Genomic DNA, 25,990 nt, shown 5'->3' with positions numbered 1-25,990 from the left:
CGCGGCCGGCGGTCAGCCGGCCAGACAGGACGGGCCGAGCAGAACCTTCAGATCCCCGTAGAGTGCCGGATCCGGCTTGACCCGGTGCCGGTCCAGGCGCAGGACGGTCGTCTTGCGCGGGCCCTGGAGCTTGATGCGGACCTCGCTGTCGCCCTTGTGCTGGCTGAGGATCTCACCGAGCCGGCTCACCATGGGAGGCGTCACCCGGGTGGCCGGGATGGTGAGCACCACGGGCGCGTTGGTGCCCGCGTTCGACAGGTCGGGGACCATCAGCTCCATCGCGACCAGCCGCGGCACGTCCTCGCGCTTGTCGAGGCGGCCCTTGACGAACACGACGGCGTCCTCGACGAGTTGGGTCGACACGAGTTGGTAGGTCGCCGGGAAGAACATGCACTCGATGGAGCCCGCGAGGTCCTCGACCGTCGCGATCGCCCAGGCGTTGCCCTGCTTGGTCATCTTGCGCTGCAGGCCGGAGATGATGCCGCCGATGGTCACGACCGCGCCGTCCGCGTGCTCGCCTCCGGTGAGCTGGGCGATGCCCGCGTCGGCCTTGTCGGACAGCACGTGCTCCAGGCCGAAGAGCGGGTGGTCGGAGACGTACAGACCGAGCATCTCCCGCTCCTGGGCGAGGAGATAGGTCTTGTCCCACTCCTCGTCCGTGAACGCGACGTCCAGGCCGAAGCCGGGCTCGTCGCTCTGCTCCTCGCCGAGACCGCCGAAGAGGTCGAACTGCCCCTCGGCCTCCTTGCGCTTGACCGCGACCACATTGTCGATCATCGGCTCGTACTGCGCGGTGAGCCCCTTGCGGGTGTGCCCCATCGTGTCGAAGGCGCCCGCCTTGATCAGCGATTCCGTGGTGCGCTTGTTGCACACCACCGCCTCGACCTTGTCCAGGTAGTCCGGGAAGGTCGCGTACTTCCCCTTGGCCTTGCGGCACTTGATGATCGACTCGACGACGTTGGTACCGACGTTGCGCACGGCGGAGAGGCCGAAGAGGATCACGTCGTCGCCCTGGGCGGCGAAGTTCGACTCCGACTCGTTCACGTTGGGCGGGAGCACCTTGATGCCCATGCGACGGCACTCGTTCAGATAGACGGCCGACTTGTCCTTGTCGTCCTTGACCGAGGTGAGGAGCCCGGCCATGTACTCGGCGGGGTAGTTCGCCTTCAGGTAGGCGGTCCAGTACGACACGAGGCCGTACGCGGCCGAGTGGGCCTTGTTGAACGCGTAGCCGGCGAAGGGGACCAGCACGTCCCACAGGGCCTGGATCGCCTCGTCGCTGTAGCCGTTCCTGCGGGCGCCGGTCTGGAAGATGGTGAAGTTCTTCGCCAGTTCCTCGGGCTTCTTCTTGCCCATCACACGCCGGAGGATGTCGGCCTCGCCGAGCGAGTAGCCCGCGATGATCTGGGCGGCCTTCTGCACCTGCTCCTGGTAGACGATCAGGCCGTAGGTGACGTCCAGAACCTCCTTGAGCGGCTCCTCGAGCTCCGGGTGGATCGGCGTGATCTCCTGCTGGCCGTTCTTGCGCAGGGCGTAGTTGGTGTGCGAGTTCATGCCCATCGGGCCCGGGCGGTACAGGGCCGAGACGGCGGAGATGTCCTCGAAGTTGTCCGGCTTCATCAGACGCAGCAGGGAGCGCATGGGCCCGCCGTCGAACTGGAAGACGCCGAGGGTGTCGCCGCGCTGGAGCAGATCGAAGGTCTTGGGATCGTCCAGCGGAAGGCTCAGCAGGTCGATGTCCGCGCCCTTGTTGGACTTCACCATCTTGACGGCGTCGTCCATGATCGTCAGGTTGCGCAGACCGAGGAAGTCCATCTTCAGCAGGCCGAGCGACTCGCAACTCGGGTAGTCCCACTGGGTGATGGTCACCCCGTCGGTGTGCCGCACCCAGACGGGCACGTGCTCGGTGATGGTCTCGCTGGACATGATCACACCGGCCGCGTGCACACCCATCTGCCGCACCAGGCCCTCGACGCCCTTGGCGGTGTCGATGACCTTCTTCACGTCCGGCTCGTTCTCGTACATCCCGCGGACCTCGCCCGCCTCCGAGTACCGGGGGTGGCTGGAGTCGGTGATACCGGACAGCGGGATGCCCTTGCCGAGGACGTCGGCCGGCATGGCCTTGGTGATGCGGTCGCCCATCGCGTACGGGTAGCCCAGCACGCGCGCGGAGTCCTTGATCGCGTTCTTGGCCTTGATGGTGCCGTACGTGCCGATCATGGCGACCTTGTCGGCGCCGTACTTCTCCGTCACGTACCTGATCACCTCGACGCGCCTGCGCTCGTCGAAGTCGATGTCGACGTCGGGCATCGAGATGCGCTCGGGGTTGAGGAACCGCTCGAAGATCAGGCCGTGCGGGATCGGGTCCAGGTCGGTGATGCCCATGGCGTAGGCGACGATCGAACCGGCCGCGGAACCACGGCCGGGACCCACTGCGATGCCGTTGTTCTTGGCCCACATGATGAAGTCGGCGACGACGAGGAAGTAGCCCGGGAAGCCCATCGAGATGATGACGTCCATCTCGTAGTCGGCCTGCTTCTGGCGGTCCTCGGGAATGCCGCCGGGGAAGCGGCGCTCCATGCCGCGGCGGACCTCCTCCTTGAACCAGGTGACCTCGGTGTAGCCCTCGGGGATGTCGAACTTGGGCATGAGGTCGCGCTTCTCGAACATGCCGCTCGTGTCGACCATCTCGGCGATGAGGAGCGTGTTGGCGCAGCCCTCCTGCCAGGCGTCCGAGGAGTCGACGGCGTACATCTCGTCCGTGGACTTCAGGTAGTAGCCGGTGCCGTCGAACTTGAAGCGGTCCGGGTCGGAGAGGTTCTTGCCCGTCTGGATGCACAGCAGGGCGTCGTGCGCTCCCGCCTCGTGGGCGTACGTGTAGTGCGAGTCGTTGGTGACCAGCGGCGGGATGCCGAGCTTCCTGCCGATCTCCAGCAGGCCGTCGCGGACCCGGCGCTCGATCTCGATGCCGTGGTCCATGAGCTCCAGGAAGTACTTGTCCTTGCCGAAGATGTCCTGGTACTCGGCGGCCGCCTTCAGCGCCTCGTCGAAGTGGCCGAGGCGCAGCCGGGTCTGCACCTCGCCCGAGGGGCAGCCGGTGGAGGCGACGATCCCCTCCGACCACTGAGAGATCGTCTCCTTGTCCATGCGCGGCCACTTCTGCAGCCAGCCCTCGGCGTACGCGTCCGAGGACAGGCGGAAGATGTTGTGCAGGCCGGTCCTGTTCACCGCCCACATCGTCTTGTGGGTGTAACCGCCGGAACCGGAGACGTCGTCCCTCTTCTGGTGCGGCTGGCCCCACTGGATCTTGCGCTTGTTGCGCCGGGACTCGGGCGCGACGTACGCCTCGATGCCGATGATCGGGGTGATTCCGGCGTTCTTCGCGGAGTGGAAGAAGTCGTACGCCCCGTGGAGGTTGCCGTGATCGGACATGGCGATGTGCGTCATGCCCATCTCGTTGCACGCGTTGAACATGTCCTTCAGCCGCGCGGCACCGTCCAGCAGCGAGTACTGGGTGTGGACGTGCAGGTGCGTGAACGGCGGCTTCGACACGGCTTCGGCCTCCAAGGAGAACGGACGTCAACGGGGGTCCGACAGGCTGCGGACAGTCTGGGGGACAGCGTCGAAGTCTATGCCTCGGCACTGACACCCGGCGGCCTTCACCGCGTACCTTCATCCGGGGGACACGGACCGCGCACCCGCGCCTTCTCACGGCGGACACCGGCCGTGCGCCCGTATCTTCATGCGACGGACACGGGCCTCACCGCCCGTGTCTTCATGCGACGGACACGGGCCTCACCGCCCGTGTCTTCGTGCGAGGGCCACGGGCACTCCCGCGTACCGTCGTCCGTTGGAAGGGGACGGACGACCCCGTCCCACACGTCACGCACCACCTGCACCTGGAGGCACCCAGCGATGTCGGTCCCGCAGCTCAGCGCCGAGCAACGCGGCGAGGAGATCCTCGCCGTCTTCGACACCGCCTTCGGCGAGCTGCTCGCCGCCGACCCGGCCGCGTTCCGCGTGAAGTTCCGCAAGATGGCGGCCTCCGCATTCGCGTTCTACCGGGGCACGGCCTGCCTCTTCTACCACGACCTCGACTCCGAGAAGCGGGGCGGCCCGTACCTGGACGACCGCACCTCCCGGGTGTGGATCCACGGCGACCTGCACGGCGAGAACTTCGGCACGTACATGGACTCCACGGGCCGCCTGATCTTCAACGTGAACGACTTCGACGAGGCCTACGTCGGCCCCTTCACCTGGGACCTGAAGCGCTTCGCCGCCTCCATGGCGCTGATCGGGTACGCGAAGGCCCTCAGCGACGAGCAGATCACCGAGCTGGTGACGATCTACGCTGCGGCCTACCGCGAGCGCGTCCACGCCCTCGCGACCGGCGCCAAGCGGGACGAGGTGCCCCCCTTCACGCTGGACACCGCGCAGGGCCCGCTCCTGGACGCGCTGCGCGACGCCCGCTCGCTGACCCGCTTCGGGCTGCTGGACTCGATGACCGAGATCCGCGAGTTCGAGCGGCGGTTCGCGCCCGGCGGCGGCTCCATCGAGCTGGACGCCGCCACCCGCTACAAGGTGCTCGCCGCCTTCGACGGCTACCTGGAGACGCTGCCGGAGTCGTCCCTGGCGCGCCCGGACTCCTACCGCGTCAAGGACGTGGTCGGCCGTCGCGGCATCGGCATCGGCTCCGCGGGCCTGCCGTCGTACAACATCCTTCTCGAGGGCAACAGCGACGCCCTGGAGAACGACGTGGTGATCTACATCAAGCAGGCCCAGACCCCGGCCGTCTCCCGTCACATCAGCGACCCGGCGATCCGCGACTACTTCCAGCACGAGGGCCACCGCACGGTGATCTCCCAGCGGGCCCTGCAGGCGCACGCCGACCCGTGGCTCGGCTGGACCGAGCTGGACGGTTCGGGCCAGCTGGTCGCCGAGGTGTCGCCGTACGCCGTCGACCTGGACTGGGGCGACATCGACGACCCGGAGGAGATCGCGGCGGTCGTCGCCGACCTGGGCCGCGCCACGGCCGCCATGCACGCGGCGGCGGACGACCAGTCCGGCGAGTCCCTGGTGCCCTTCTCCACGGAGCGGGCCATCGACGCCGCGATCGCCGCCGACGAGGCGGGCTTCCCGGGGCTGCTGGCGGACTTCGCCCACGAGTACGGGGCACGCGCGCGTGCCGACCACCAGATCTTCGTGGACCTGTTCCGCAACGGCCGGATCCCCGGCCTGCGGGCCTCCTAGCCGCTCGGACGCACAACGCTCCCGTAACACCTGGCCCCCCTTTAAGGGCCCCTTACGGGAGCGCATGCGACACTCTCACCGCTATGGACATATCCGGGACCCAGCTCAGAGCCGTGCGCGCGGCGCTGTTCACGGCCGTGGTCGTGACGCTCAGCACCGCGTCGCACGTGCTGCTGTCCGAGGTCCCGCTGCCGATGGGGACGGTCGCCGCGATCGCCGGCGTCGTCTTCGTCGTGGCCTACGCGCTGGCGGGCCGCGAGCGCGACTTCGGGAAGATCGCGGCCCTGCTGGTGCCCCTGGAGCTTACGGCGGACACGGTCTTCACCGCGGGTCAGCACGCCTGCTACGGCAGGGTCGGCGGCCCGGTCACCGGTCCGCTGCGCTCGGTCGGCCTGGACGTGCTGTGCAGCGGCGGCGCCGTGGGCACGCCGCTGACCCGGGTCACCGGCACCGGAACCGACCGGGTCGCGGCACTGCTCGCGCACGCGGACCCGGCCACCGCCTGGCTGCTGCTCGCCGCGCATGTCGGCGTGGGGCTCCTCGCGGCCGCCTGGCTGCGCAGGGGCGAGCGGGCGCTGGCCGACCTGCTGCGCGCCGCGGCCGCCACCACCTTCCGGCCCCTGCTGGTCGCCGTCGCCGCGGTCTCGGTGGGGCTCTCCCCCGCACGCCGGGCTCCGCGCCCCGCCCACCGCGCCGCCGTCACCACGCGTACCCGGCTGTTCGTGCACTCTCTGGGACGGCGGGGTCCCCCGCGCTCGGTCGCCTTCGCCTGAACCACCCGAGCACCGGAAGACCCCCACGTATCCCGCGCACCGCAGGTGCGCACATCCCCATGGAGAGCACCGATGAGCAAGCGCAACACCCAGGAGGCGAAGACGGCGGCCCGTGAGCGGCTGCGTCAGGAGCGCGAGCGCCAGGCCAAACGCGACAAGGCGAAGCGGCAGGTCATCGTCGCCGCCTCGGTCGTCGCGGTCCTGGCCGCCGCGGGCGGCATAGGGTACGCCGTCGTCCAGAACAACAAGCCCGGCTACTGGGAGGCGGCCAAGGACGACAAGCTCGTCAAGCCGGCCAACACCAGCGGCACCAACGGCACGACCGTCGTCATCGGCAAGAGCACCGCCCCGAAGACCCTCGAGATGTACGAGGACCCGCGCTGCCCGATCTGCGCCCAGTTCGAGCAGACCGTCGGCGCGACCGTGAAGAAGGACGTCGACGACGGCAAGTTCAAGATCCAGTACTTCGGCGCCTCGTTCATCGACAACAACTCCCAGGGCGAGGGTTCCAAGAACGCGCTGAGCGCCATGGGCGCGGCGCTGAACGTGAGCCCCGAGGCCTTCCTGGAGTACAAGACGGCGCTCTACTCCAAGCAGTGGCACCCCGACGAGACCGAGGACAAGTTCAAGGACGACAGCTACCTGATCAAGGTCGCGGACACCGTGCCCGCCCTCAAGGGCAACGCCGCCTTCCAGAAGGCCGTGAAGGACGGCACCTACGACAAGTGGGCGCTGGACATGTCCGACGTCTTCAACAAGAGCGGTGTGCAGGGCACTCCGACCCTGAAGATGGACGGCAAGACGATCACCGGCTCCGACGGCCAGAACGCGCCCATGACGGTGCCGGAGTTCACCACGGCGATCGACAAGGCGACCCAGGGCTGACCCCGGCCCCGGCGGTCCGACCCCGGGGTCCGGCAGACAAAGAGCGGGCGAACTTTCCAAGTTCGCCCGCTCTTTATGCGTACCGGTCAGTAATCTGATCGGCCGTGACCAGTCGACACAGATCATCCGAGAGTGGCAATTCCCTCTCCCCGCGCCGCCGTACGGTCGTCAAGGCCGCTGCTGCCACCGCCGTCCTGGGTGTTCCGATCGCCGCCGCCCTCCCGGCCCGTGCCGCCACCGACACGCCCGCCTTCCTGCACGGCGTGGCCTCCGGCGACCCGCTGCCGGACGGCGTTCTGCTGTGGACCCGGGTGACGCCCACCGCCGAGGCGCTGCCCGGCTCCGGGACCGGCCCGGACACCGAGGTCGGCTGGGTCGTCGCCAGGGACAAGGCGCTGACCGACATCGTCGCCAAGGGGTCCGTCACCGCCACCGCCGCCTCCGACCACACGGTCAAGGCCGACGTCCGCGGTCTCGCGGCCGCCACGGACTACTGGTTCCGCTTCTCCGCCGCCGGCACCGACTCCCCCGTCGCCCGCACCCGCACGGCCCCGGCCGCGGGCGCCGCGGTGTCCGGACTGCGTTTCGGCGTGGTCTCCTGCGCCAACTGGGAGGCCGGCTACTTCTCGGCGTACCGCCACCTGGCCGCCCGCGCCGACCTGGACGCATGGCTGCACCTGGGCGACTACATCTACGAGTACAAGAGCGGTGAGTACGGCACCCGCGGCACGGTCGTGCGCCCGCACTCCCCGGCCGACGAGATCATCACGCTCGCCGACTACCGTGTCCGGCACGCCCGTTACAAGACCGACCCCGACCTCCAGGCCCTGCACCACAGGGCGCCGGTCATCGCGATCTGGGACGACCACGAGTTCGCCGACAACGCCTGGTCGGGCGGCGCGGTCAACCACACCGAGGGCGCCGAGGGCACCTGGACCGCCCGCAAGACGGCCGCCAAGCAGGCGTACTTCGAGTGGATGCCGGTCCGCCCGGCGGTCGAGGGCACCACCTACCGCCGGCTGCGCTTCGGCAAGCTCGCCGACCTCTCGCTGCTCGACCTGCGCTCCTTCCGCTCGCAGCAGGCGTCCACGGCGAGCGGTTCGGTCGACGACCCGAACCGCACCATCACGGGACGCGCCCAGCTCGACTGGCTGAAGGCGGGCCTGAAGTCCTCCGACACCACCTGGCGGCTGGTCGGCAACTCGGTGATGATCTCGCCCTTCGCCGTCGGCTCGCTGACCGCCGACCTGCTCAAGCCGCTGGCGAAGCTGCTGGGCCTGCCGCAGGGGGGCATCGCCCTCAACACCGACCAGTGGGACGGCTACACGGACGACCGCCGGGAACTCCTCGCCCATCTGCGGGACAACGTCATCCGCAACACGGTCTTCCTGACCGGCGACATCCACATGGCGTGGGCCAACGACATACCCGTCGACGCCGGTACGTATCCGCTGTCCCCCTCGGCCGGCACCGAGTTCGTGGTGACGTCGGTCACCTCCGACAACCTCGACGACATCGTCAAGGTCCCCGAGGGCACCGTCTCCGCACTGGCCTCGCCGGTCATCCGCGCGGCCAACCGGCACGTCCAGTGGGTGGACACCGACCGCCACGGCTACGGCGTATTGGACATCACCGCCGAGCGGGCGCAGATGGACTACTACGTCCTGTCCGACCGCACCAGCCCGAACGCCACCTCTTCGTGGGCGCGTTCGTACCGCACCCGCAGCGGCACGCAGAAGGTGGAGCGCACCTACGACCCGGTGTGATCCACACAGGCACGTCCGCTCACAGGCTGTCGAGGAAGCCGAGCGCCACCCTCCAGGTGGCCTCGGCCGCCTCCTCGTCCCAGTCCGGCAGGCCGGGGTCGGTGTAGAGGTGCCCGGCGCCCGCGTAGCGGTAGATCTCCACGTCGGCTCCCGCCCTGCCCATCTGCAGGTACCAGGCGCTCAGCCAGTCGTCCGTCTCGAACGGGTCGGGCTCGGCGACGTGCAGCTGGACCGGCAGGTCGTCCACCGACGCGGTCGGCGCGATGTCCGACGTGCCGTGCAGCAGCAGAAGCCCGCGGGCCTTGCTGTCGCCGAGAGCCAGGGTCTGCGCGGTGGCGGCACCCAGGGAGAACCCCGCGTACACGAGCTCTCGCTCCGAGTACGGCGCGGCGGCCAGGACGGCTCGCTTGAGCAGCTCCTCCTTGCCGATCTCGTCCTTGAACGCCATGCCCTCCTCGACCGTCTCGAAGGTACGGCCGTCGAACAGGTCGGGGGTCCACACCTCGTGCCCGGCGGCGCGGAGCCGGTCGGCGGCGGCCCGGACGGCCGGCCGCAGTCCGTACGTCGAGTGGAAGAGCATGATGTTCATGAGCCCATCGTGCCAGCCGTCGCCGACCGTGCCGTAGTCGGCTTCTTCCCGGGTGGATCCAGGTCGCATGTTCATCATCGCGCCGTGCGGTTACGTTCGAAGGCATGGAGAACGTACTGCGCCCGGTGATCGTCGTCGGCGGCTCGGTCGTGCTCACACTGCTCATCGGGTGGGGCACGGACATCCTGCTGCGCAAGGCGAACGGCCGGCACCCCGAGACGCCCCTGTGGGGCCTGCTCCGTCGCGGCCGCATCCCCTATCAGCTCGTTCTGTGCGCCGCCCTGCTGAGAGGTTCCTACGACGAGGCGAAACTCCTCGAGGAGCACCGGGTCGGGGTCGGCCGGACCCTGACGCTGGTGCTGATCGGTGCGGCCGCGTGGCTGGTGATCCGGATCGCCGGCGCGATCGTCGAGACCTCGTACACCCGCTACGCCCGTGCCCACCACGATGCGGCCCGGGTCCGCCGTGTGCGCACCCAGGTGTCGCTGATCATGCGCGTGGTGGCGGCGGTGGTCGGCGTGATGGCGGTCTCCGCCATGCTGCTGACGTTCCCCGCGATGCGCGCGGCCGGCGCCTCGCTGCTGGCCTCGGCCGGCGTCCTCGGCATCGTCGCCGGTGTCGCCGCGCAGTCCACGCTCGCCAACCTCTTCGCCGGCCTGCAGATCGCGTTCGGCGACATGGTGCGGCTCGGCGACACGGTCGTGGTGGACGGCGAGTGGGGCACCGTCGACGAGATCACGCTCACCTTCCTCACGGTGCGGACGTGGGACGAGCGCCGGATCACCATGCCGGTGTCGTACTTCACCTCGAAACCGTTCGAGAACTGGTCCCGCGGCAGCCCGCAGATGACGGGCATCGTCTACTTCCACGTCGACCACGCCGCGCCCGTGGAGGCGATGCGCGAGAGGCTCCGCGACATCCTGCGCGAGTGCCCGGCCTGGGACGGCCGCGCCCTCGGCCTCCAGGTCACCGACACGACGCCCAACACCATGCAGGTACGGGCGCTGGTCACGGCGAAGGACCCGGACGACATCTGGACGGTCCGGGTCACGGTCCGCGAGCAGATGATCCGCTGGCTGACGGAGGAGCACCCCTACGCGCTGCCGCGGGTCAACACGGCGGACGCGGTGCCCGCGCCCGGCACGAACGGGCACAGGTCACCCGGAGCGGCCCGCAGGGCGTACGAGCCGCGGACGAACCGGGGCTGAGGCGCCGGCCCGTCAGTGCCCGCGTTCGGCACCGCCGTTGACCTGGATCACCTGTGCGGTGATGTGTCCCGCTCCGTGGGACGCCAGCCAGTGCAGGGTCTCGGCGATGTCGCCCGGGGTCCCGGCGCGGCCGGTGGACGTCTCCGCGATGAGTCGTTCGCGCCGCGCCGGGTTCATCGCGTCCCCGAAGAACCCGGTGTCCTCGACATAGCCGGGTGCGACCACGTTCACCGTGATCCCACGCGGTCCCAGGTCGCGGGCCAGATCGAAGGCGTACGGATGCAGCGCCGCCTTGGACCCGGCGTACGCCCCGCTGCCGGAGCCGCGGTAGGCGGCGATGGAGCTGAGGAACAGCACGCGCCCGCCCGGCGAGGCGAGCCGCTCGCGCAGCGCCTCCGTGAGCAGGGTCGCGGTCAGCACGTTCAGCCGGAAGTTGACGGTCCAGGTGTGCGCCACGGCGTCGAGCGGGTCCTCGGTGCCGGCCTCGGGTTCCAGATTGCCCGCACCGCCCGCGCTGTTGACGAGGACGTCCACGGTGCCGAGCTCGTCGGCCACGAAGCGGGCGACCCCGCGCACCGCGCCGGGGTCGCTCAGATCGGCCGCATAGGTGAGCGCGCCGGGCACCTCGGCCTTCTCCAGCACCTCCGCCCGCCGGCCGAGGAGCAGCACCCGATCCCCGTCCGACGCGAAGGCCCTCGCCGCCGCCAGCCCGATCCCCGTACCTCCACCGCTGATCACCACATTGCGCGCCATGATCCGATCGTACAAAGCCGGGCATCCACGGGGCGGTTGTTTCCCCCGGGCACTCGGGACGCGTCGCCGGCCCGGCGCGGCGGTCAGCGCAGACTGCGCACATCCAGATGGCGCAGCACCCGGTCGACGACCTCCGGGTCCGAGCCCGGTTCGCTGCGGGCCGCCAGCACCTCGTGCCGGGCCGCGCTGAGCATCTCACCCTGGATCCTGCGCAGCCGTTTCAGCCGCCTGGCGCGCTGCTGGTGCGCCTCGCGCCGCTCCTCGTCCGCCAGTTCGGGACTGATGCGCACCCCGATGTCGGAGGCCCGACGCAGCAGTTGCTCGGACAGTTCCTCCGGGAGCTCCTCGACGTCCTCGATCTCCTTGAGCCTCCGCTTCGCCGCCTTGGCCGCGCGGACCGCCAGCACCCTCTCGAACTCCTTCTCCTTCACCGTGTCGGCCCGCACTCCCAGCCTTCTCACCAGCCACGGCAGCGTCAGACCCTGGAGCACCAGCGTCGCCATGATCACTCCGAAGGCGATGAACACGATCTCGTCCCGGTCGGGGAAGCGCGATCCGTCGTCCGTCGTCAGCGGAATGGCGAGGGCCAGCGCCACCGAGGCCACACCGCGCATTCCCGCCCACCACATCACGACGGTCTCCCGCCAGGACATGGGGATGTCCTCGTCGTAGTCCCGCAGCGCGTGCATCCGCTTGGTCAGCCAGGTCGCGGGCAGCAGATACACGAGCCGCACGACCACCACGACGCCGACGATCGCCGCGGCCCAGACGAGCATCCGGTCCCACCGCCCCGACGCCGTCCGGATCGCCTGGTGCAGCTCCAGCCCGATCAGCCCGAACGCGATCCCGGTGACCAGGGTGTCGACCACCTCCCAGAACGTGTGCCCGGCCAGGCGCATCAGCACGTCGTCCGGGTCCCGGGCCTCGGCCAGGAACAGCGCGGTCACGAGCACGGCCAGGACGCCGGAGCCGTGCAGCTCCTCGGCCAGGACGTAGGCCGCGTACGGCACCAGAAGTGTCAGGCCGACCTGCAGGGTGGCGTCGTTGAGCAGGTCGAGCAGCTTGCTGGCGGCCCAGCCGAGCACAAGGCCGACGACCAGGGCGACGATCGCGGAGAGCACCAGTTCCAGCGCGGCGTCAGGGAACGAGAACGTTCCGCTGACGGCGGCGGCGATCGCGACGTGGTAGAGCACGATCGCCGTCACGTCGTTGAAGAGGCCCTCACCCTCCAGGATCGAGACCAACCTGCGGGGCAGTCCCAGTTGCCCCGCCACGGCGGTGGCCGCGACCGGGTCGGGCGGCGCCACCAATGCGCCGAGGACGACCGCGGCGGCGATCGGCAGCCCCGGCACGATCGCGTGGGCCACCACGGCGACGCACACCGTGGTGACGAACACCAGGGCCACGGCCAGCAGGAAGATCGGCCGCTTGTTGGCCGCGAACTGGCGCCAGGAGGTACGACGCGCCGCGGCGTACAGCAGCGGCGGCAGCAGTGCGGGCAGGATGAGCTCGGGCGGGATGTTGACGTTCGGCACGAAGTCCAGCAGTGCCAGCACGATCCCGAGCAGCGTCATCAGCACCGGAGCGGGTACTCCCAGCCGGTCCCCGACCGGGACGCTCACCACGGCCCCGAGCAGCAGCAGGAGCATCAGGGCCAGTTGATCCACGGTGAGCGCTCCGGCGGTTCGACGTTCACACGGCAGACCCCAAGCCTGCCATGTCACCCTCCCGCGGGGCTCTTCGGCGCTCCCCGGCTACAGCAGGCGCCGCATCGACCGGTGCGGTATCCCGGCGTCCGGGAACTCCGGCCCGTAGGCCACGTATCCCAGCCGTTCGTAGAACCCCAGCGCATGCGTCTGCGCGTGCAGGTCCACCGCCGTCAGGTCATGCGCACGCGCCGCGTCCTCGATCGCCCGGACCAGCGCCGCGCCGACCCCGAGGCCGCGCGCCTCCCGGGTCACCGCGAGCCGGCCGAGGGATCCCACGGACGGGTCACCGCCGTTCTTCGCCGCGGCCGCCTCCCCGAACAGCAGGCGACCGGTGCCGAGCGGCATGCCGTCGTCGCGCACGGCCAGCACATGGACCGCGTCGGCGTCGTGGACGTCGTACTCGATGTCCTCGGGAACGCCCTGCTCCCTCACGAAGACCTCCTTGCGGACCGTGAAGCACGCCTCACGGTCGGCGGGGTCCTCGGCCGTCCGCACCACGTACGCCGCGGTCATGCCCAGCTCTCCTCACGTACCGTGTCCAGCGCCTTCTGCAGGTCCGCGGGGTAGGCGCTCTCGAACTCCACCCACGCCCCGTCCCCCGGATGCTCGAAGCCCAGGCGCACGGCGTGCAGCCACTGACGGGTCAGTCCGAGCCGCTTGGCGATCGTCGGGTCCGCGCCGTAGGTCAGGTCGCCGACGCACGGGTGCCGGTGGGCGGCCATGTGGACGCGGATCTGATGGGTGCGCCCGGTCTCCAGCTTGACGTCGAGCAGGGAGGCCGAGCGGAAGGCCTCGATCAGGTCGTAGTGCGTCACGGACGGCTTGCCCTCGGCCGTGACCGCCCACTTGTAGTCGTGCGTGGGGTGGCGTCCGATGGGGGCGTCGATGGTCCCGCTGGTGGGGTCGGGATGGCCCTGCACGAGCGTGTGGTAGCGCTTGTCGACCGTGCGCTCCTTGAACTGGCGCTTGAGCGACGTGTACGCGTGCTCCGACTTGGCCACGACCATCAGGCCCGAGGTACCCACGTCGAGCCGGTGCACGATGCCCTGGCGCTCGGCGGCGCCCGAGGTCGAGATGCGGTACCCGGCGGCGGCGAGACCGCCGATCACGGTCGGGCCCGACCACCCGGGGGACGGATGCGCGGCCACGCCGATCGGCTTCACGATCACGACCACGTCCTCGTCGTCGTGCACGATGTCCATGCCCTCGACGGGCTCCGCGACCACCTGCACCGGCGCGGGCGCCTGGGGCATCTCCACCTCGAGCCAGGCCCCGCCGCGCACGCGCTCGGACTTGCCGACCACCGCGCCGTCGACCTGCACCTTGCCCGCGGCGGCCAGTTCCGCCGCCTTGGTACGCGAGAAGCCGAACATCCGGGAGATGGCGGCGTCCACGCGCTCGCCCTCCAGGCCGTCGGGTACGGGCAGGGTGCGGATCTCGGGAAGCGTGCTCACCCGTCGAGTATGCCGGACGGGTCGGACAGCCCTGTACGAGAGTCCCGGACGCTCAGTCCTTGTGGACCGTTCCGTCCGGGTCGAGGCCGCGGAAGGAGAGCAGCACGATCAGGATGCCGCCGCACACGATCGCCGAGTCGGCCAGGTTGAAGACGGCGAAGTGCTTGGGCGCGATGAAGTCGACGACCGCGCCTTCGAAGACGCCGGGCGAGCGGAAGATCCGGTCGGTGAGGTTGCCCAGGGCGCCGCCGAGCAGCAGGCCGAGCGCGACCGCCCACGGCAGGCTGTAGAGCTTGCGCGCGAGGCGGGCGATCACCACGATCACGGCGGCCGCGATCACGGTGAAGATGATGGTGAAGGCCTCGCCGAAACCGAAGGCGGCGCCCGGATTGCGGATGGCCTCGAGCTTCAGCCAGTCGCCGATGACCTCGATCGGCGCGTGGTGCTCCAGCTTCGCGACCACGACGAGCTTGCTGACCAGGTCGAGGGCGTATGCGAAGGCGGCGACCCCGAACAGGACCGCGATACGGCGCTTGCCCTTGGGACGGTCGGCGACGCCGGACCCCACCTCGTTCGCGCCGGAGCCGTCCGCCGGGGCCCGTTCCTCGGACTGCTCCGGCCCGGCCCCCGACGCGTCTGGGATGTCCGGCGTACCGATGATGCGCTCCGCCTCTGCCACGTCAGTCCCTCAACCTAGGTGCCCTCACTGAGGACGAGAGTACGGCACCACCCGGCCCCACCAGGTGTTGAGGAGAGGATCACTACCGGCGTTCCTGCTTCTGCTTGCACTCCACGCACAGCGTGGCCCGCGGAAAGGCCTGCATGCGCGCTTTGCCGATGGGGTTCCCGCAGCTCTCGCACAGTCCGTAGGTGCCGGCGTCGAGACGGTCCAGGGCCCTTTCGGTCTGCTCGAGCATCTCGCGCGCGTTGGCGGCGAGCGCCAGCTCGTGCTCGCGTGTGATGTTCTTCGTGCCGGTGTCCGCCTGGTCGTCGCCGGCACCGTCCCCGGAGTCGCGCATCAGCCCCACCACCGCCTGCTCGGACGCGTCGATCTCCCCGCGCAGCCGCATCGCCTCGGACTGGAGCTCCGCGCGCGCCTCCGCCACCTCCTCGGGAGTCCACGGGTCCTCGCCGGCGCGCACCGCCAGCTCTCCGGGCTCCACCGCGGCGAACCTCGCCTTGGGGACCGCGGTGGGGTTCGTCGCCGCTGTGGCCGTGCCAGGAGTCTTCTTCGCAACCACCGTCGTGGCTCCCGTCTGCTTGGCGACCTTTCCCGCGGCCGCCTTCTTGGCCGTGCTCTTCTTGGCCGCACTCTTTGTGGGGGTGCTCTTCGTGGTGCCGCCCTTACCGGCGGCGCTCTTCGAGGCCGTGGCCTTGGCCGTCTTCCCGGGGACGGCCTTCTTGGCGACGGCTTTCTTGGCCGCCGCCTTCTTGCCCGGTGCCTTCTTGGCGACGGGCTTCTTCGACGAAGCCCCTTCGGCGACGGTGCTCGCCGCCGCCTTCTCGGCGACGGGCTTCTTCGCCGCTGTCGCCTTCTTCACCACGGTGCTGGTCACCGCTGCCTCCTTGGCGCCGGACTTCCTCGCTGCCGACTTCTTCGCGGTGGTGGCGGTCACCGCTCTCTTCCCGTCGGCCGTCGACTTCTTCCCCGCAGGTCCCTCGGGACCGTCTTCCTCCTCTCCTCGGCCCTTCCTCGCGGCCGCCTTCCTCGGGGCCGCCGATGTCCCGGCGGCACCGGCCCGGGCCTGCTTCCCGGAGGCCGGCCCCTTGCCGGCGGTCCCGGCGGCCGGTTTGGTACCGGCCGTTCCGGAAGCAGATTTCCCACCGGCCGTCCCGGCAGTCGCCGGCTTCGCGGTTGCCTTCTTCGCAGCCGCCCCGCGGGACCCGCCCGCGCCGGCGGCGGCCTTTCCCGAGGCCGTCTTCCGGGCGGCCGGCCTGCCGGTCGCTGCCCGGGTTCCTGAGGTGCCAGCGTTCTCAGCGCTCCGGACATTCCCGACATTCCCGACAGGCGCATCCTTGACCCCGGACTTCACCGAGCCCTTCCCCGCCGCACTCACGGACGTGGAGGCGGCCGCCTGTCCGGCAGGCGCCCGTCCGGCCCCGGACCTCCGGCCTGTGCGCGCCCGCCCGGCGGAGGCCTTCGCACGGCCTCCCGACGGACCTCCCGCAGCTTCGGGGTTCGTGACCGCCCGCTGCCGGGCGGCCCTCTCCGTAGTGCCCGTGGGCTCCCTGCCCGCCCCGGCGACACCGCCGACGGACGCTCCGAGCCTGCGGACCAGTCCGGCCGTCCGGCCCAGCGCCGCGCGGACGCTGTTCCTCCCGCGCACGTCAGGGGTCGACGACACGCCGGAGCCTGCCGCACCGGCGGTTCTGCCGGTCGACGACTGCTGTACGGCGGTCCTTTTCGCCACCATGGCCGCGGCCCCTTCACATATTGTGATCTTGCGCGCGAATCGTGCTGGGACGATAAATCGACTTCTGGCCCGCGGCAACGGGGCACGCCACCGAAATCGCCCGCCACACGCGAGCCGCACGGCGAGCCTGCATCCGTTGTGCCCAGCTCTCCGCCGCATAATCCGCCGGGGCCGGCGTCCCGGGATCCGGACACCGGGCCCGCGCCATTCGGGTCACCCGCGCGCCCGTCCCGCGCGCCGCCCCCGGGGAGCAAAACCGGTCGGCCGAAGTCGGTGCGGCGCCGTACACTGGGCGGAGCGAGAAGCGTGGATGGGGACGAGTAGCGGCGTACGCAGCCAGGAGCGACCCGGGGACGGTGGAAGCCCGGGGGCGAGCGCACTGTGAAGATCACCCCGGAGCCGCCGGAAGAAAGCCTCGGACCGTCCAAGGCCGCTAGAACCGGCATCGCGACCCCAATGAGGGGGTTCACCGGTGCATGCACGCACCGGAGGACCAAGGAGGGTGGTACCGCGGGAGCGCGCCGCACACGGCGTTCGGGGAAGGCAGACGATTCCCGGTTCTCGTCCCTCCGACGGAAGGCAGCACGTCCGCCGGAGGAAGATCGATGACGCAGTACCGCCAGGTGCCCGCCCAGGTCGACCTGCCCGCGCTCGAGCACGCGGTGCTCGACTTCTGGCGCGAGCAGAAGATCTTTGCCAAGAGCCTGGAGCAGTCCGAGGGCCGCCCCGAGTGGGTGTTCTACGAAGGTCCGCCCACCGCCAACGGCATGCCAGGCGCCCACCACATCGAGGCCCGCGTCTTCAAGGACGTCTTCCCTCGCTTCCGCACCATGCGCGGCTACCACGTGGCCCGCAAGGCCGGCTGGGACTGCCACGGCCTCCCGGTGGAGCTGGCGGTGGAGAAGGAGCTCGGCTTCAGCGGCAAGAAGGACATCGAGGCGTACGGCATCGCCGAGTTCAACGCCATGTGCCGCGCGTCCGTCCTCCGGCACACCGACGCGTTCTCCGAGCTGACCACCCGCATGGGCTACTGGGTCGACCTCGACGAGGCCTACGTCACGATGGAGCCCGAGTACATCGAGTCCGTCTGGTGGTCGCTGAAGGAGATCTTCAACAAGGGCCTGCTGGTCCAGGACCACCGCGTCGCCCCCTGGTGCCCCCGCTGCGGCACGGGTCTGTCGGACCACGAGCTGGCGCAGGGCTACGAGACGGTCGTGGACCCGTCGGTCTACGTCCGCTTCCCGCTCACGTCCGGTCCGCTGGCCGGCGAGGCCTCGCTCCTGGTGTGGACGACAACGCCGTGGACGCTCGTCTCCAACACCGCGGTCGCCGCCCACCCCGACGTCACCTACGTCGTCGTGACCGACGGCGAGGAGAAGCTCGTCGTCGCCGAACCGCTTCTCGGCAAGGCGCTCGGCGAGGGCTGGGAGTCCACGGGCCGGTCCTTCACCGGCGCCGAGATGGAGCGCTGGACGTACCGACGGCCCTTCGAGCTGGTGGAGTTCCCGGAGACCCCGGGCGGCACCCACTACGTGGTGAACGCCACCTACGTCACCACCGAGGACGGCACGGGTCTGGTCCATCAGTCCCCCGCCTTCGGTGAGGACGACCTCAAGGTCTGCCGCGAGTACGGCCTGCCCGTGGTCAACCCGGTGCGCCCCGACGGCACCTTCGAGGAGGACGTCCCGCTCGTCGGCGGCGTCTTCTTCAAGAAGGCGGACGAACGGCTCACCGAGGACCTCCAGCAGCGCGGCCTGCTCTTCAAGCACATCCCGTACGAGCACAGCTACCCGCACTGCTGGCGCTGCCACACCGCGCTGCTCTACTACGCACAGCCGTCCTGGTACATCCGCACCACGGCCGTCAAGGACCGCCTTCTCGAGGAGAACGAGAAGACCAACTGGTTCCCGGAGACGGTCAAGCACGGCCGGTACGGCGACTGGCTGACCAACAACATCGACTGGGCGCTGTCCCGCAACCGCTACTGGGGCACGCCGCTGCCCATCTGGCGGTGCGAGGACGACCACCTCACCGTCGTGGGCTCCCGTGCCGAGCTCGGCGAGCTGACCGGCACCGACCAGTCGGAGCTCGACCCCCACCGCCCGTTCATCGACGAGGTGACCTTCGACTGCCCGCAGTGCGGCGGGACGGCCACGCGTGTACCCGAGGTGATCGACGCCTGGTACGACTCCGGCTCGATGCCGTTCGCGCAGTGGGGCTACCCGTACAAGAACAAGGAACTGTTCGAGTCCCGCTACCCGGCGCAGTTCATCTCCGAGGCCATCGACCAGACCCGTGGCTGGTTCTACACGCTGATGGCGATCGGCACGCTGGTCTTCGACAAGTCGTCGTACGAGAACGTGGTGTGCCTGGGCCACATCCTCGCCGAGGACGGCCGCAAGATGTCCAAGCACCTCGGCAACATCCTCCAGCCGATCCCGCTGATGGACCAGCACGGCGCGGACGCCGTGCGCTGGTTCATGGCCGCGGGCGGCTCCCCCTGGGCGGCCCGTCGCGTCGGCCACGGCACGATCCAGGAGGTCGTCCGCAAGACGCTGCTGACCTACTGGAACACCGTCGCGTTCCAGGCCCTGTACGCCCGCACCTCGGGCTGGGCGCCGAGCGAGGCCGACCCGGCCCCGGCCGACCGCCCGGTGCTGGACCGCTGGCTGCTGTCCGAGCTGCACGCGCTCACCGACCAGGTGACCGAGGCGCTGGAGTCGTACGACACCCAGCGCGCGGGCAAGCTCCTGTCGGCCTTCGTCGACGACCTGTCGAACTGGTACGTGCGCCGCTCGCGCCGGCGCTTCTGGCAGGGCGACAAGGCGGCGCTGCGCACGCTGCACGAGGTCCTCGAGACGGTCACCAAGCTGATGGCGCCGATCACCCCCTTCATCACCGAGCGGGTCTGGCAGGACCTGGTCGTGCCGGTCACCCCCGGCGCCCCCGAGTCCGTGCACATGGCCTCGTGGCCGCAGGCGGACCCGGCCGCGATCGACCCTGAGCTGTCCCGGCAGATGGCGCTGGTGCGCCGTCTTGTGGAGCTCGGCCGTGCCACGCGCGCGGAGTCGGGCGTCAAGACGCGGCAGCCCCTGTCCCGCGCGCTGGTCGCGGTGGCCGGCTTCGAGACCCTGGACCCGGAGCTGCACTCGCAGATCACGGACGAGCTGAACGTCGAGGCGCTCGCCTCCCTCGCCGAGGTCGGCGGCTCGCTCGTCGACACGACGGCGAAGGCGAACTTCCGCGCCCTGGGCAAGCGCTTCGGCAAGCGCGTCCAGGAGGTGGCGAAGGCCGTTGCGAACGCGGACGCGGCGGCGCTGTCCCTGGCCCTGCGGGACGGCACGGCGTCGGTGGAGGTCGACGGGGAGACGGTCACTCTCGCCCCCGACGAGGTGATCATCACGGAGACCCCGCGCGAGGGCTGGTCGGTGGCGTCGGACTCGGGCGCGACCGTCGCCCTGGATCTGGAGATCACCGAGGAGCTGCGCCAGGCGGGCCTCGCCCGTGACGCGATCCGGCTGATCCAGGAGGCCCGCAAGAACAGCGGCCTGGACGTCGCCGACCGCATCGCGCTCCGGTGGACCGCGACCGACCCGGCGGTCATCGCGGCCCTCAGCCGGCACTCGGGCCTGATCGCCGAGGAGGTCCTCGCCACGGACTTCGCCCAGGGCGAGGCGGACGACAGCTACGGTGCGCCGTTCACGGACGAGGGACTCGCCCTGACGTTCCGCCTGCACAAGGCGTAGGACACACACGAAGGCCCGGGCCCGCCGGAAAAATCATGGCGGGCCCGGGCCTTCGGCGTGGTGTGCGTACGCACAACCGCTCCCACGCCCGAACACAAGCCGCAGGGCTACCGAACGCGCGTAGCACAAGGGCGGGGCTCCGGATCGAGAATCCGGAGCCCCGCCCTTGGTGTTGCCGACGCCTGTGGCGTTCCTGCCGTCAGTTGTCGTCCTCGTCGATGAGGAACCCGCGCATCGGCGAGGGAGCCTGACCCATCGGCGACGGGCCCTGCGGCCGGACCGGCGCCATCGGCTGGGTCATCGCCGGGGACATCTGCTGCTGACCGCCGTAGGACGGGGGGGTCGGTGCCGGGGCACCGCCCATCGTCTGGTTGCCGCCGTACGACGGGGCGCTCGCACCCGCCGGAGCCATCGACGGTGCCGCCGGCGAGGGCAGGGAGGCCGTGGCCGGGGTCCGCGGCGGGGCCAGCGAGTCGTCGGCCTGGGTCTCCAGCTGGCGCAGCTGCGACTCCAGGTAGGACTTCAGCCGCGTGCGGTACTCGCGCTCGAAGCCGCGCAGGTCCTCGACCTTGCGCTCCAGCGTGGCGCGGGCGGACTCCAGGGAGCCCATCGCGACACGGTGCTTCTCCTGCGCGTCCCGCTCCAGGGCGTCGGCCTTGGCACGGGCGTCACGCTCGAGACCCTCGGCGCGGCTGCGGGCCTCACCGACGATCTTGTTGGCCTCGGAGCGGGCCTCGGCGATCGCCTGGTCGGCGGTCTGCTGGGCGAGCGAGAGGACACGGGCGGCGCTGTCGCCGCCGGGGCCCTGACCGGGCATGCCGGGACCACCCATGGGACCGCCCATCGGGCCGCCCATCTGCTGCGGCATCGGGGGCTGGCCCATCTGCTGCGGCATCGGGGGCTGACCCATCGGCGGTTGACCCATCGGGGGCTGCCCCATCGGACCCTGACCCATGGGGCCCTGGCCCATGGGCCCCTGACCCATCGGACCCTGGCCCATCGGCCCCTGACCCATCGGACCCTGACCCATGGGGCCCTGACCCATCGGCCCCTGACCCATCGGACCCTGACCCATCGGGCCGGGACCCTGCGGACCGCCCTGTCCACCGGGGCCGGCAGGCAGCTGCGGTGCACCGCTGGGCAGCTGGGGCGGTCCACCCATGGGGCCACCCATCTGCTGCTGCGGCGGGCCCGATATGCCGGCGGGCACGGGACCGCCGGGACCGCGCATGCCCTGAGGCTGGTCCGGCGCCTCCGGGGGCTTGCGCATGTTCTGCTGGTTCTGCGCGGCGGCACGAGTGGCGGCGGCCAGCTTGGCCCGCAGATCCTCGTTCTCCCGGAGCAGGCGGGTCAGTTCGGCTTCGACCTCGTCGAGGAAGGCATCGACCTCGTCCTCGTCATAGCCTTCTCGGAGGCGGACGGTCGTGAACTGCTTGTTCCGCACGTCCTCGGGGGTCAACGGCATCTCTTCACCTCAACGTAGTCATCGGCAGTCGGCAAGACCGTATCGTCCACTTTCACCTCGCGAGATTCCCCACGATGGAGATCAGGATGTAGACGATGATCATCAGAACGAAGAAGGACAGGTCGAGCGCCACGCCTCCGAGACGCAGCGGCGGGATGAACCGCCGCAGAAGCTTCAACGGTGGATCAGTGACAGTGTAGGTGGCCTCCAGAACGACCACCATCGCCTTGCCGGGTTGCCATGAGCGGGCGAACTGGAAGACATAGTCCATGACCAGCCGGAAAATCAGCACGACGAGGAAGCACATCAGCACGATGTAGACAACCTCCAGGAACACACCCATGATCCGTGCTTCCCTCTCCCCTGGTTCCCGCGCTCTTTCCGGTGGTGCGTCTCAGCTCTGGTTGAAGAACCCGCCCTCTGCGATGCGGGCCTTGTCCTCCGCTGTGACATCGACGTTAGCAGGCGACAACAGGAACACCTTCTGCGTCACCCGTTCGATGCTGCCATGAAGACCAAACACCAAACCGGCCGCAAAGTCGACAAGTCGCTTCGCATCTGTGTCATCCATCTCAGTCAGATTCATGATCACCGGCGTGCCCTCACGGAAGTGTTCCCCGATGGTACGGGCCTCGTTGTAGGTCCGGGGGTGGAGCGTGGTGATCCGGTACGGCTCTCGTTCGGACACGACCTTGGGCATGATCACCGGCGCGTTCTTCTCCATACTCTGGCGTTCTTGTGTGATGGATGCCACGGGCGCGATGCGAGCCGGACGCCCCGATTCCGCGGGAAGCGAAGCGGGTTGCGGCACCGGTTCACGCTGAGCCGGCGGCTGCACCATGCGCACCGATTCGTCCCGTTGGGGCTGATGCGCCTGGTGTGACTGGTGTGACGGCTCGTGCCGCCTGCGGTCCCTCTCCGGCTCCGGGTCGAGTTCGGGCTCGAAGTCGTCGTCGGGGTCGAATCCCCTGCCGTCGTACCCATCGTCCTCCACGAGGCCGAGGTAGACCGCCATCTTGCGCATCGCGCCGGCCATGCTCTGAGTCCTCCGCTCTGTGGTGGATCGGCTGACGACCGCCAAGTGCCCGCGATCCACGAGGTCGTTACGCCCGCTAGCAGCGTTAATGACCATATTTTCTGCTGTGGTCCGACTTCTTGGCGACGTTACCCGAGCCTGGGGCGGACTCCGAGTACCGCGGTACCGACGCGCACATGTGTCGCCCCGGCCGCCACGGCCTGATCGAGGTCCGCACTCATTCCTGCCGAGACCATGGTTGCAGCCGGATGGGCTCGGCGCAGGTCGGTCGACAAATCCATCAACCGCTCGAACGCCGCCTGTTGACGCCCCGCGTACTCGCCGGTGAGCGGCGCGACGGTCATCAGCCCGTCCAACCGCAGCCCTTCGGCATCCGCGACGAGGTCGCCCAACTCTTCGATTCCCGCGGGTGCCACCCCGCCACGCGCGCCCCGCCCGCTCGCGTCCGCGTCGAGCGCGACCTGGATGAGGCATCCGATCTCGCGCCCGGCCCGCACGGCCTCCCGCGACAACGACGTCACGAGCCTGGATCGGTCGACGGACTGCACGAGATCCGCGTAACCGACCACGGATCGCACCTTGTTGGTCTGCAACTGGCCGACGAAATGCCACGTGAGCGGCAGATCCGCGCAAGCCGCCGCCTTGGGCGCCGCGTCCTGGTCGCGGTTCTCGGCGACATGGCGGACCCCGAGCTCCGAGAGAATCCGCACATCACTCGCGGGATAGGTCTTGGTGACCACGATGAGGGTCACCTCTTCCCGCTTGCGTGCCGCGGCCGCGCACGCGGCGGCGATGCGGTCCTCGACTCTCGCGAGGTTCGCCGCGATCTGGTCCCTACGGTCCGTCATGCCCATCAGTCCAGCCAGACATATCCCGCGAGTCGCCCGGTGATGCGGTCGCGGCGGTACGAGAAGTGATCAACCGACTCCAGCGTGCACACCGGCGACTGCACCCGGTCGTACACCCCGAGCCGTTCCAGCTGCGCATGCACTCCGGCGCTCACGTCGACCGCCGGGGTGCCCCAGCCGGTCTCGGCGTGCGCCGTCGGTTCGACGGCCGACACCTCGGCGCGCATCGACTCGGGCACCTCGTAGCACCGGCCGCAGACCGCGGGCCCCGTGCGGGCGACGATCCGGGACGGCTCGGCGCCCAGTTCCGTCATCGCCCGCACCGCGGCCGGGACGACCCCGGCGACCATGCCGGGCCGGCCCGCGTGTGCGGCGGCCGCGACCCCGGCGACGGGGTCGGCGAGCAGAACGGGGGTGCAGTCGGCGGTGAGCACGGCGAGCGCGAGACCGCGCCGGACGGTGACGATCGCGTCAACCTCGGGCACCGGCTTTTCACCCCAGGGTTCGTCCACCACCGCCACGTCCGCGCCGTGCACCTGGTTCATCCAGACGACCCGGACGGGGTCGAGCCCCAGCGACTTGGCGGCCAGCTCGCGGTTGGTGCGGACGGTGTCGGGGTCGTCGCCGACCGCGCCGCCGAGATTGAGCTCCTCGTACGGAGCGGCGCTCACCCCGCCCCACCTGTCGGTGAAGGCGAAGTGCGCGCCGCTCACGGTGTCGCGCTGTCCTATCACTTCAGGAAGTCCGGAACGTCCAGTTCCTCGGCCGCGCTGTCCGAGTAGCTGCGCGACTGCGGGATCGGCGGCGGGGTGACCGGGAGCTCGCTGACCGGCTCCGGAGCGGGCTCCGGCGCCTCCTTGGGCGTGACGGTGCCGAGCGAGCCGAAGGACGGGCGGCCCTCGGCCGCACGCGCCGGCGTGGGCTCCTCGCGCCTCGCGGCGGACGAGCCGAGGACGTTGTCCCGCTTGGCGGGGGGCTGGCCGCCGTCGAAGCCCGCGGCGATGACGGTGACCCGCACCTCGTCGCCGAGGGCGTCGTCGATGACGGCACCGAAGATGATGTTCGCCTCGGGGTGTGCGGCCTCGCTCACCAGCTGGGCGGCCTCGTTGATCTCGAACAGACCGAGGTCGGAGCCGCCGGAGATGGACAGCAGCACACCGCGCGCACCGTCGATGGACGCCTCGAGCAGCGGCGAGGAGATAGCCATCTCGGCCGCGGCCACCGCGCGGTCGTCGCCGCGGGCCGAGCCGATCCCCATGAGGGCCGAACCGGCCTCGGACATGACGGACTTCACATCGGCGAAGTCGAGGTTGATCAGGCCGGGGGTGGTGATGAGGTCCGTGATGCCCTGGACACCGGAGAGCAGGACCTGGTCCGCCGACTTGAAGGCGTCGAGGACGGAGACCTGGCGGTCCGAGATGGACAGCAGCCGGTCGTTCGGGATGACGATGAGGGTGTCGACCTCTTCGCGGAGTTCGGCGATGCCGTCCTCGGCCTGGTTGGCGCGGCGCCGTCCTTCGAAGGTGAACGGCCGGGTGACCACGCCGATGGTGAGGGCACCGAGGGAGCGCGCGATGTTGGCCACGACGGGCGCGCCGCCGGTGCCGGTGCCGCCGCCTTCACCGGCCGTCACGAAGACCATGTCGGCCCCCTTGAGGACCTCCTCGATCTCCTCGCGGTGGTCCTCGGCGGCCTTGCGGCCGACGGCCGGGTTGGCTCCGGCACCGAGTCCGCGGGTGAGTTCGCGGCCGACGTCGAGCTTGACGTCGGCGTCGCTCATCAACAGGGCTTGCGCGTCGGTGTTGATGGCGATGAACTCGACGCCCTTGAGGCCGACCTCGATCATCCGGTTGATGGCATTGACACCACCGCCGCCGACACCGATGACCTTGATGACTGCGAGGTAGTTCTGCGGTGCTGCCACGTCGAAGGCCTCTCGCCTCGAATTACGTTGCCGTCGTCCCGCGGCTGTCCCGCGGCTCGCCGGCAGATGCCGAATGGGACGGTCCGAACGCCGACCCGAACCCTAACCCTGAAGTTTAGGGTTACCAGTGTGCCTGTTCCTTGGACTCTTCCGAACAGGACACTAAGTCG

At 70.0% G+C, this 25,990-nt stretch carries 20 protein-coding genes; 6 read left to right on the top strand and 14 right to left on the bottom strand.

The window, feature by feature from the left end; genetic code table 11:
- Nucleotides 1-12 precede the first annotated feature (12 nt).
- Complete coding sequence (dnaE, locus tag ACSHXN_RS29755) at nucleotides 13-3,552, bottom strand: DNA polymerase III subunit alpha (protein WP_355133155.1); 3,540 nt, start codon at nucleotides 3,550-3,552, stop codon at nucleotides 13-15.
- Between the two features lie 363 nt (nucleotides 3,553-3,915).
- Here dnaE and ACSHXN_RS29750 point away from each other — a divergent pair, with 363 nt between their 5' ends.
- From ACSHXN_RS29750 to ACSHXN_RS29735, 4 genes are all read left to right on the top strand, one after another.
- Nucleotides 3,916-5,250, top strand: coding sequence for a DUF2252 domain-containing protein (locus ACSHXN_RS29750; protein ID WP_355795684.1), 1,335 nt, complete (start codon nucleotides 3,916-3,918; stop codon nucleotides 5,248-5,250).
- A gap of 83 nt (nucleotides 5,251-5,333) precedes the next feature.
- Nucleotides 5,334-6,023: a hypothetical protein gene (locus tag ACSHXN_RS29745; RefSeq protein WP_438304299.1), complete on the top strand. Its 690-nt coding sequence runs from the start codon at nucleotides 5,334-5,336 to the stop codon at nucleotides 6,021-6,023.
- A 72-nt stretch (nucleotides 6,024-6,095) separates the two neighbouring features.
- The gene (locus ACSHXN_RS29740; protein ID WP_355133160.1) at nucleotides 6,096-6,908 is read left to right on the top strand and encodes a DsbA family protein; all 813 of its coding nucleotides are present in this window, start codon (nucleotides 6,096-6,098) and stop codon (nucleotides 6,906-6,908) included.
- A gap of 104 nt (nucleotides 6,909-7,012) precedes the next feature.
- Complete coding sequence (locus ACSHXN_RS29735; RefSeq protein ID WP_355133162.1) at nucleotides 7,013-8,674, top strand: alkaline phosphatase D family protein; 1,662 nt, start codon at nucleotides 7,013-7,015, stop codon at nucleotides 8,672-8,674.
- 19 nt (nucleotides 8,675-8,693) lie between these two features.
- On the opposite strand, the gene ACSHXN_RS29730 is transcribed toward ACSHXN_RS29735, so the two are convergent.
- Nucleotides 8,694-9,263, bottom strand: coding sequence for a dienelactone hydrolase family protein (locus ACSHXN_RS29730; protein WP_059133211.1), 570 nt, complete (start codon nucleotides 9,261-9,263; stop codon nucleotides 8,694-8,696).
- Nucleotides 9,264-9,367: 104 nt separating this feature from the next.
- Between ACSHXN_RS29730 and ACSHXN_RS29725 the strand changes: the two genes are divergently transcribed.
- Nucleotides 9,368-10,471, top strand: coding sequence for a mechanosensitive ion channel family protein (locus ACSHXN_RS29725; RefSeq protein WP_355133164.1), 1,104 nt, complete (start codon nucleotides 9,368-9,370; stop codon nucleotides 10,469-10,471).
- 12 nt (nucleotides 10,472-10,483) lie between these two features.
- Here the strand turns inward: ACSHXN_RS29725 and ACSHXN_RS29720 are convergent, their stop codons facing one another.
- The 6 genes from ACSHXN_RS29720 to ACSHXN_RS29695 all read right to left on the bottom strand — a co-directional run bounded on the left by ACSHXN_RS29720 (nucleotide 10,484) and on the right by ACSHXN_RS29695 (nucleotide 16,003).
- Nucleotides 10,484-11,224 carry an SDR family NAD(P)-dependent oxidoreductase gene (locus ACSHXN_RS29720; protein ID WP_355133166.1) on the bottom strand — a complete coding sequence of 247 codons (741 nt, stop codon included), beginning with the start codon at nucleotides 11,222-11,224 and terminating at the stop codon, nucleotides 10,484-10,486.
- Nucleotides 11,225-11,307: 83 nt separating this feature from the next.
- Nucleotides 11,308-12,891, bottom strand: a complete 1,584-nt coding sequence (locus ACSHXN_RS29715; protein ID WP_438304296.1) for a Na+/H+ antiporter — start codon at nucleotides 12,889-12,891, stop codon at nucleotides 11,308-11,310.
- 87 nt (nucleotides 12,892-12,978) lie between these two features.
- Nucleotides 12,979-13,446 (bottom strand): GNAT family N-acetyltransferase, encoded by a 468-nt coding sequence (locus tag ACSHXN_RS29710; protein ID WP_355133170.1) that lies wholly within the window; start codon nucleotides 13,444-13,446, stop codon nucleotides 12,979-12,981.
- Nucleotides 13,443-14,387, bottom strand: a complete 945-nt coding sequence (locus ACSHXN_RS29705; RefSeq protein WP_355133172.1) for an RluA family pseudouridine synthase — start codon at nucleotides 14,385-14,387, stop codon at nucleotides 13,443-13,445. Before ACSHXN_RS29705 ends, ACSHXN_RS29710 begins: the two co-directional genes overlap by 4 nt.
- Nucleotides 14,388-14,439: 52 nt before the next feature.
- Nucleotides 14,440-15,066 carry a signal peptidase II gene (gene lspA / locus ACSHXN_RS29700; protein ID WP_356108233.1) on the bottom strand — a complete coding sequence of 209 codons (627 nt, stop codon included), beginning with the start codon at nucleotides 15,064-15,066 and terminating at the stop codon, nucleotides 14,440-14,442.
- Nucleotides 15,067-15,148: 82 nt separating this feature from the next.
- Complete coding sequence (locus tag ACSHXN_RS29695) at nucleotides 15,149-16,003, bottom strand: TraR/DksA family transcriptional regulator (protein WP_355795663.1); 855 nt, start codon at nucleotides 16,001-16,003, stop codon at nucleotides 15,149-15,151.
- Nucleotides 16,004-17,406: 1,403 nt separating this feature from the next.
- Here ACSHXN_RS29695 and ileS point away from each other — a divergent pair.
- The gene (gene ileS, locus ACSHXN_RS29690; protein ID WP_438304292.1) at nucleotides 17,407-20,547 is read left to right on the top strand and encodes an isoleucine--tRNA ligase; all 3,141 of its coding nucleotides are present in this window, start codon (nucleotides 17,407-17,409) and stop codon (nucleotides 20,545-20,547) included.
- Nucleotides 20,548-20,746: 199 nt separating this feature from the next.
- Here ileS and ACSHXN_RS29685 read toward each other — a convergent pair whose 3' ends face one another.
- The 6 genes from ACSHXN_RS29685 to ftsZ form a co-directional block, all read right to left on the bottom strand.
- Nucleotides 20,747-22,012 (bottom strand): DivIVA domain-containing protein, encoded by a 1,266-nt coding sequence (locus ACSHXN_RS29685; protein WP_355133180.1) that lies wholly within the window; start codon nucleotides 22,010-22,012, stop codon nucleotides 20,747-20,749.
- A gap of 52 nt (nucleotides 22,013-22,064) precedes the next feature.
- Nucleotides 22,065-22,355 (bottom strand): YggT family protein, encoded by a 291-nt coding sequence (locus ACSHXN_RS29680; protein WP_059133220.1) that lies wholly within the window; start codon nucleotides 22,353-22,355, stop codon nucleotides 22,065-22,067.
- 51 nt (nucleotides 22,356-22,406) lie between these two features.
- Entirely contained in the window at nucleotides 22,407-23,048 is a 642-nt protein-coding gene (locus tag ACSHXN_RS29675; protein ID WP_355133182.1) for a cell division protein SepF, read from the bottom strand.
- 128 nt (nucleotides 23,049-23,176) lie between these two features.
- Complete coding sequence (locus ACSHXN_RS29670) at nucleotides 23,177-23,896, bottom strand: YggS family pyridoxal phosphate-dependent enzyme (RefSeq protein ID WP_355133184.1); 720 nt, start codon at nucleotides 23,894-23,896, stop codon at nucleotides 23,177-23,179.
- A gap of 5 nt (nucleotides 23,897-23,901) precedes the next feature.
- On the bottom strand, nucleotides 23,902-24,630 hold the full coding sequence (gene pgeF, locus ACSHXN_RS29665) for a peptidoglycan editing factor PgeF (protein WP_356108240.1): 729 nt from the start codon (nucleotides 24,628-24,630) through the stop codon (nucleotides 23,902-23,904).
- A complete protein-coding gene (ftsZ, locus tag ACSHXN_RS29660) occupies nucleotides 24,627-25,820 on the bottom strand; it encodes a cell division protein FtsZ (RefSeq protein WP_438304288.1) in 1,194 nt (397 codons plus the stop codon). Before ftsZ ends, pgeF begins: the two co-directional genes overlap by 4 nt.
- Between the last annotated feature and the right edge of the window lie 170 nt (nucleotides 25,821-25,990).

Source organism: Streptomyces sp. HUAS TT11 (assembly GCF_051553595.1).
GTDB lineage: Bacteria > Actinomycetota > Actinomycetes > Streptomycetales > Streptomycetaceae > Streptomyces.
The sequence above is the reverse complement of the archived record's forward strand: the minus strand, read 5'-3'. Positions and strand labels throughout refer to the sequence as shown.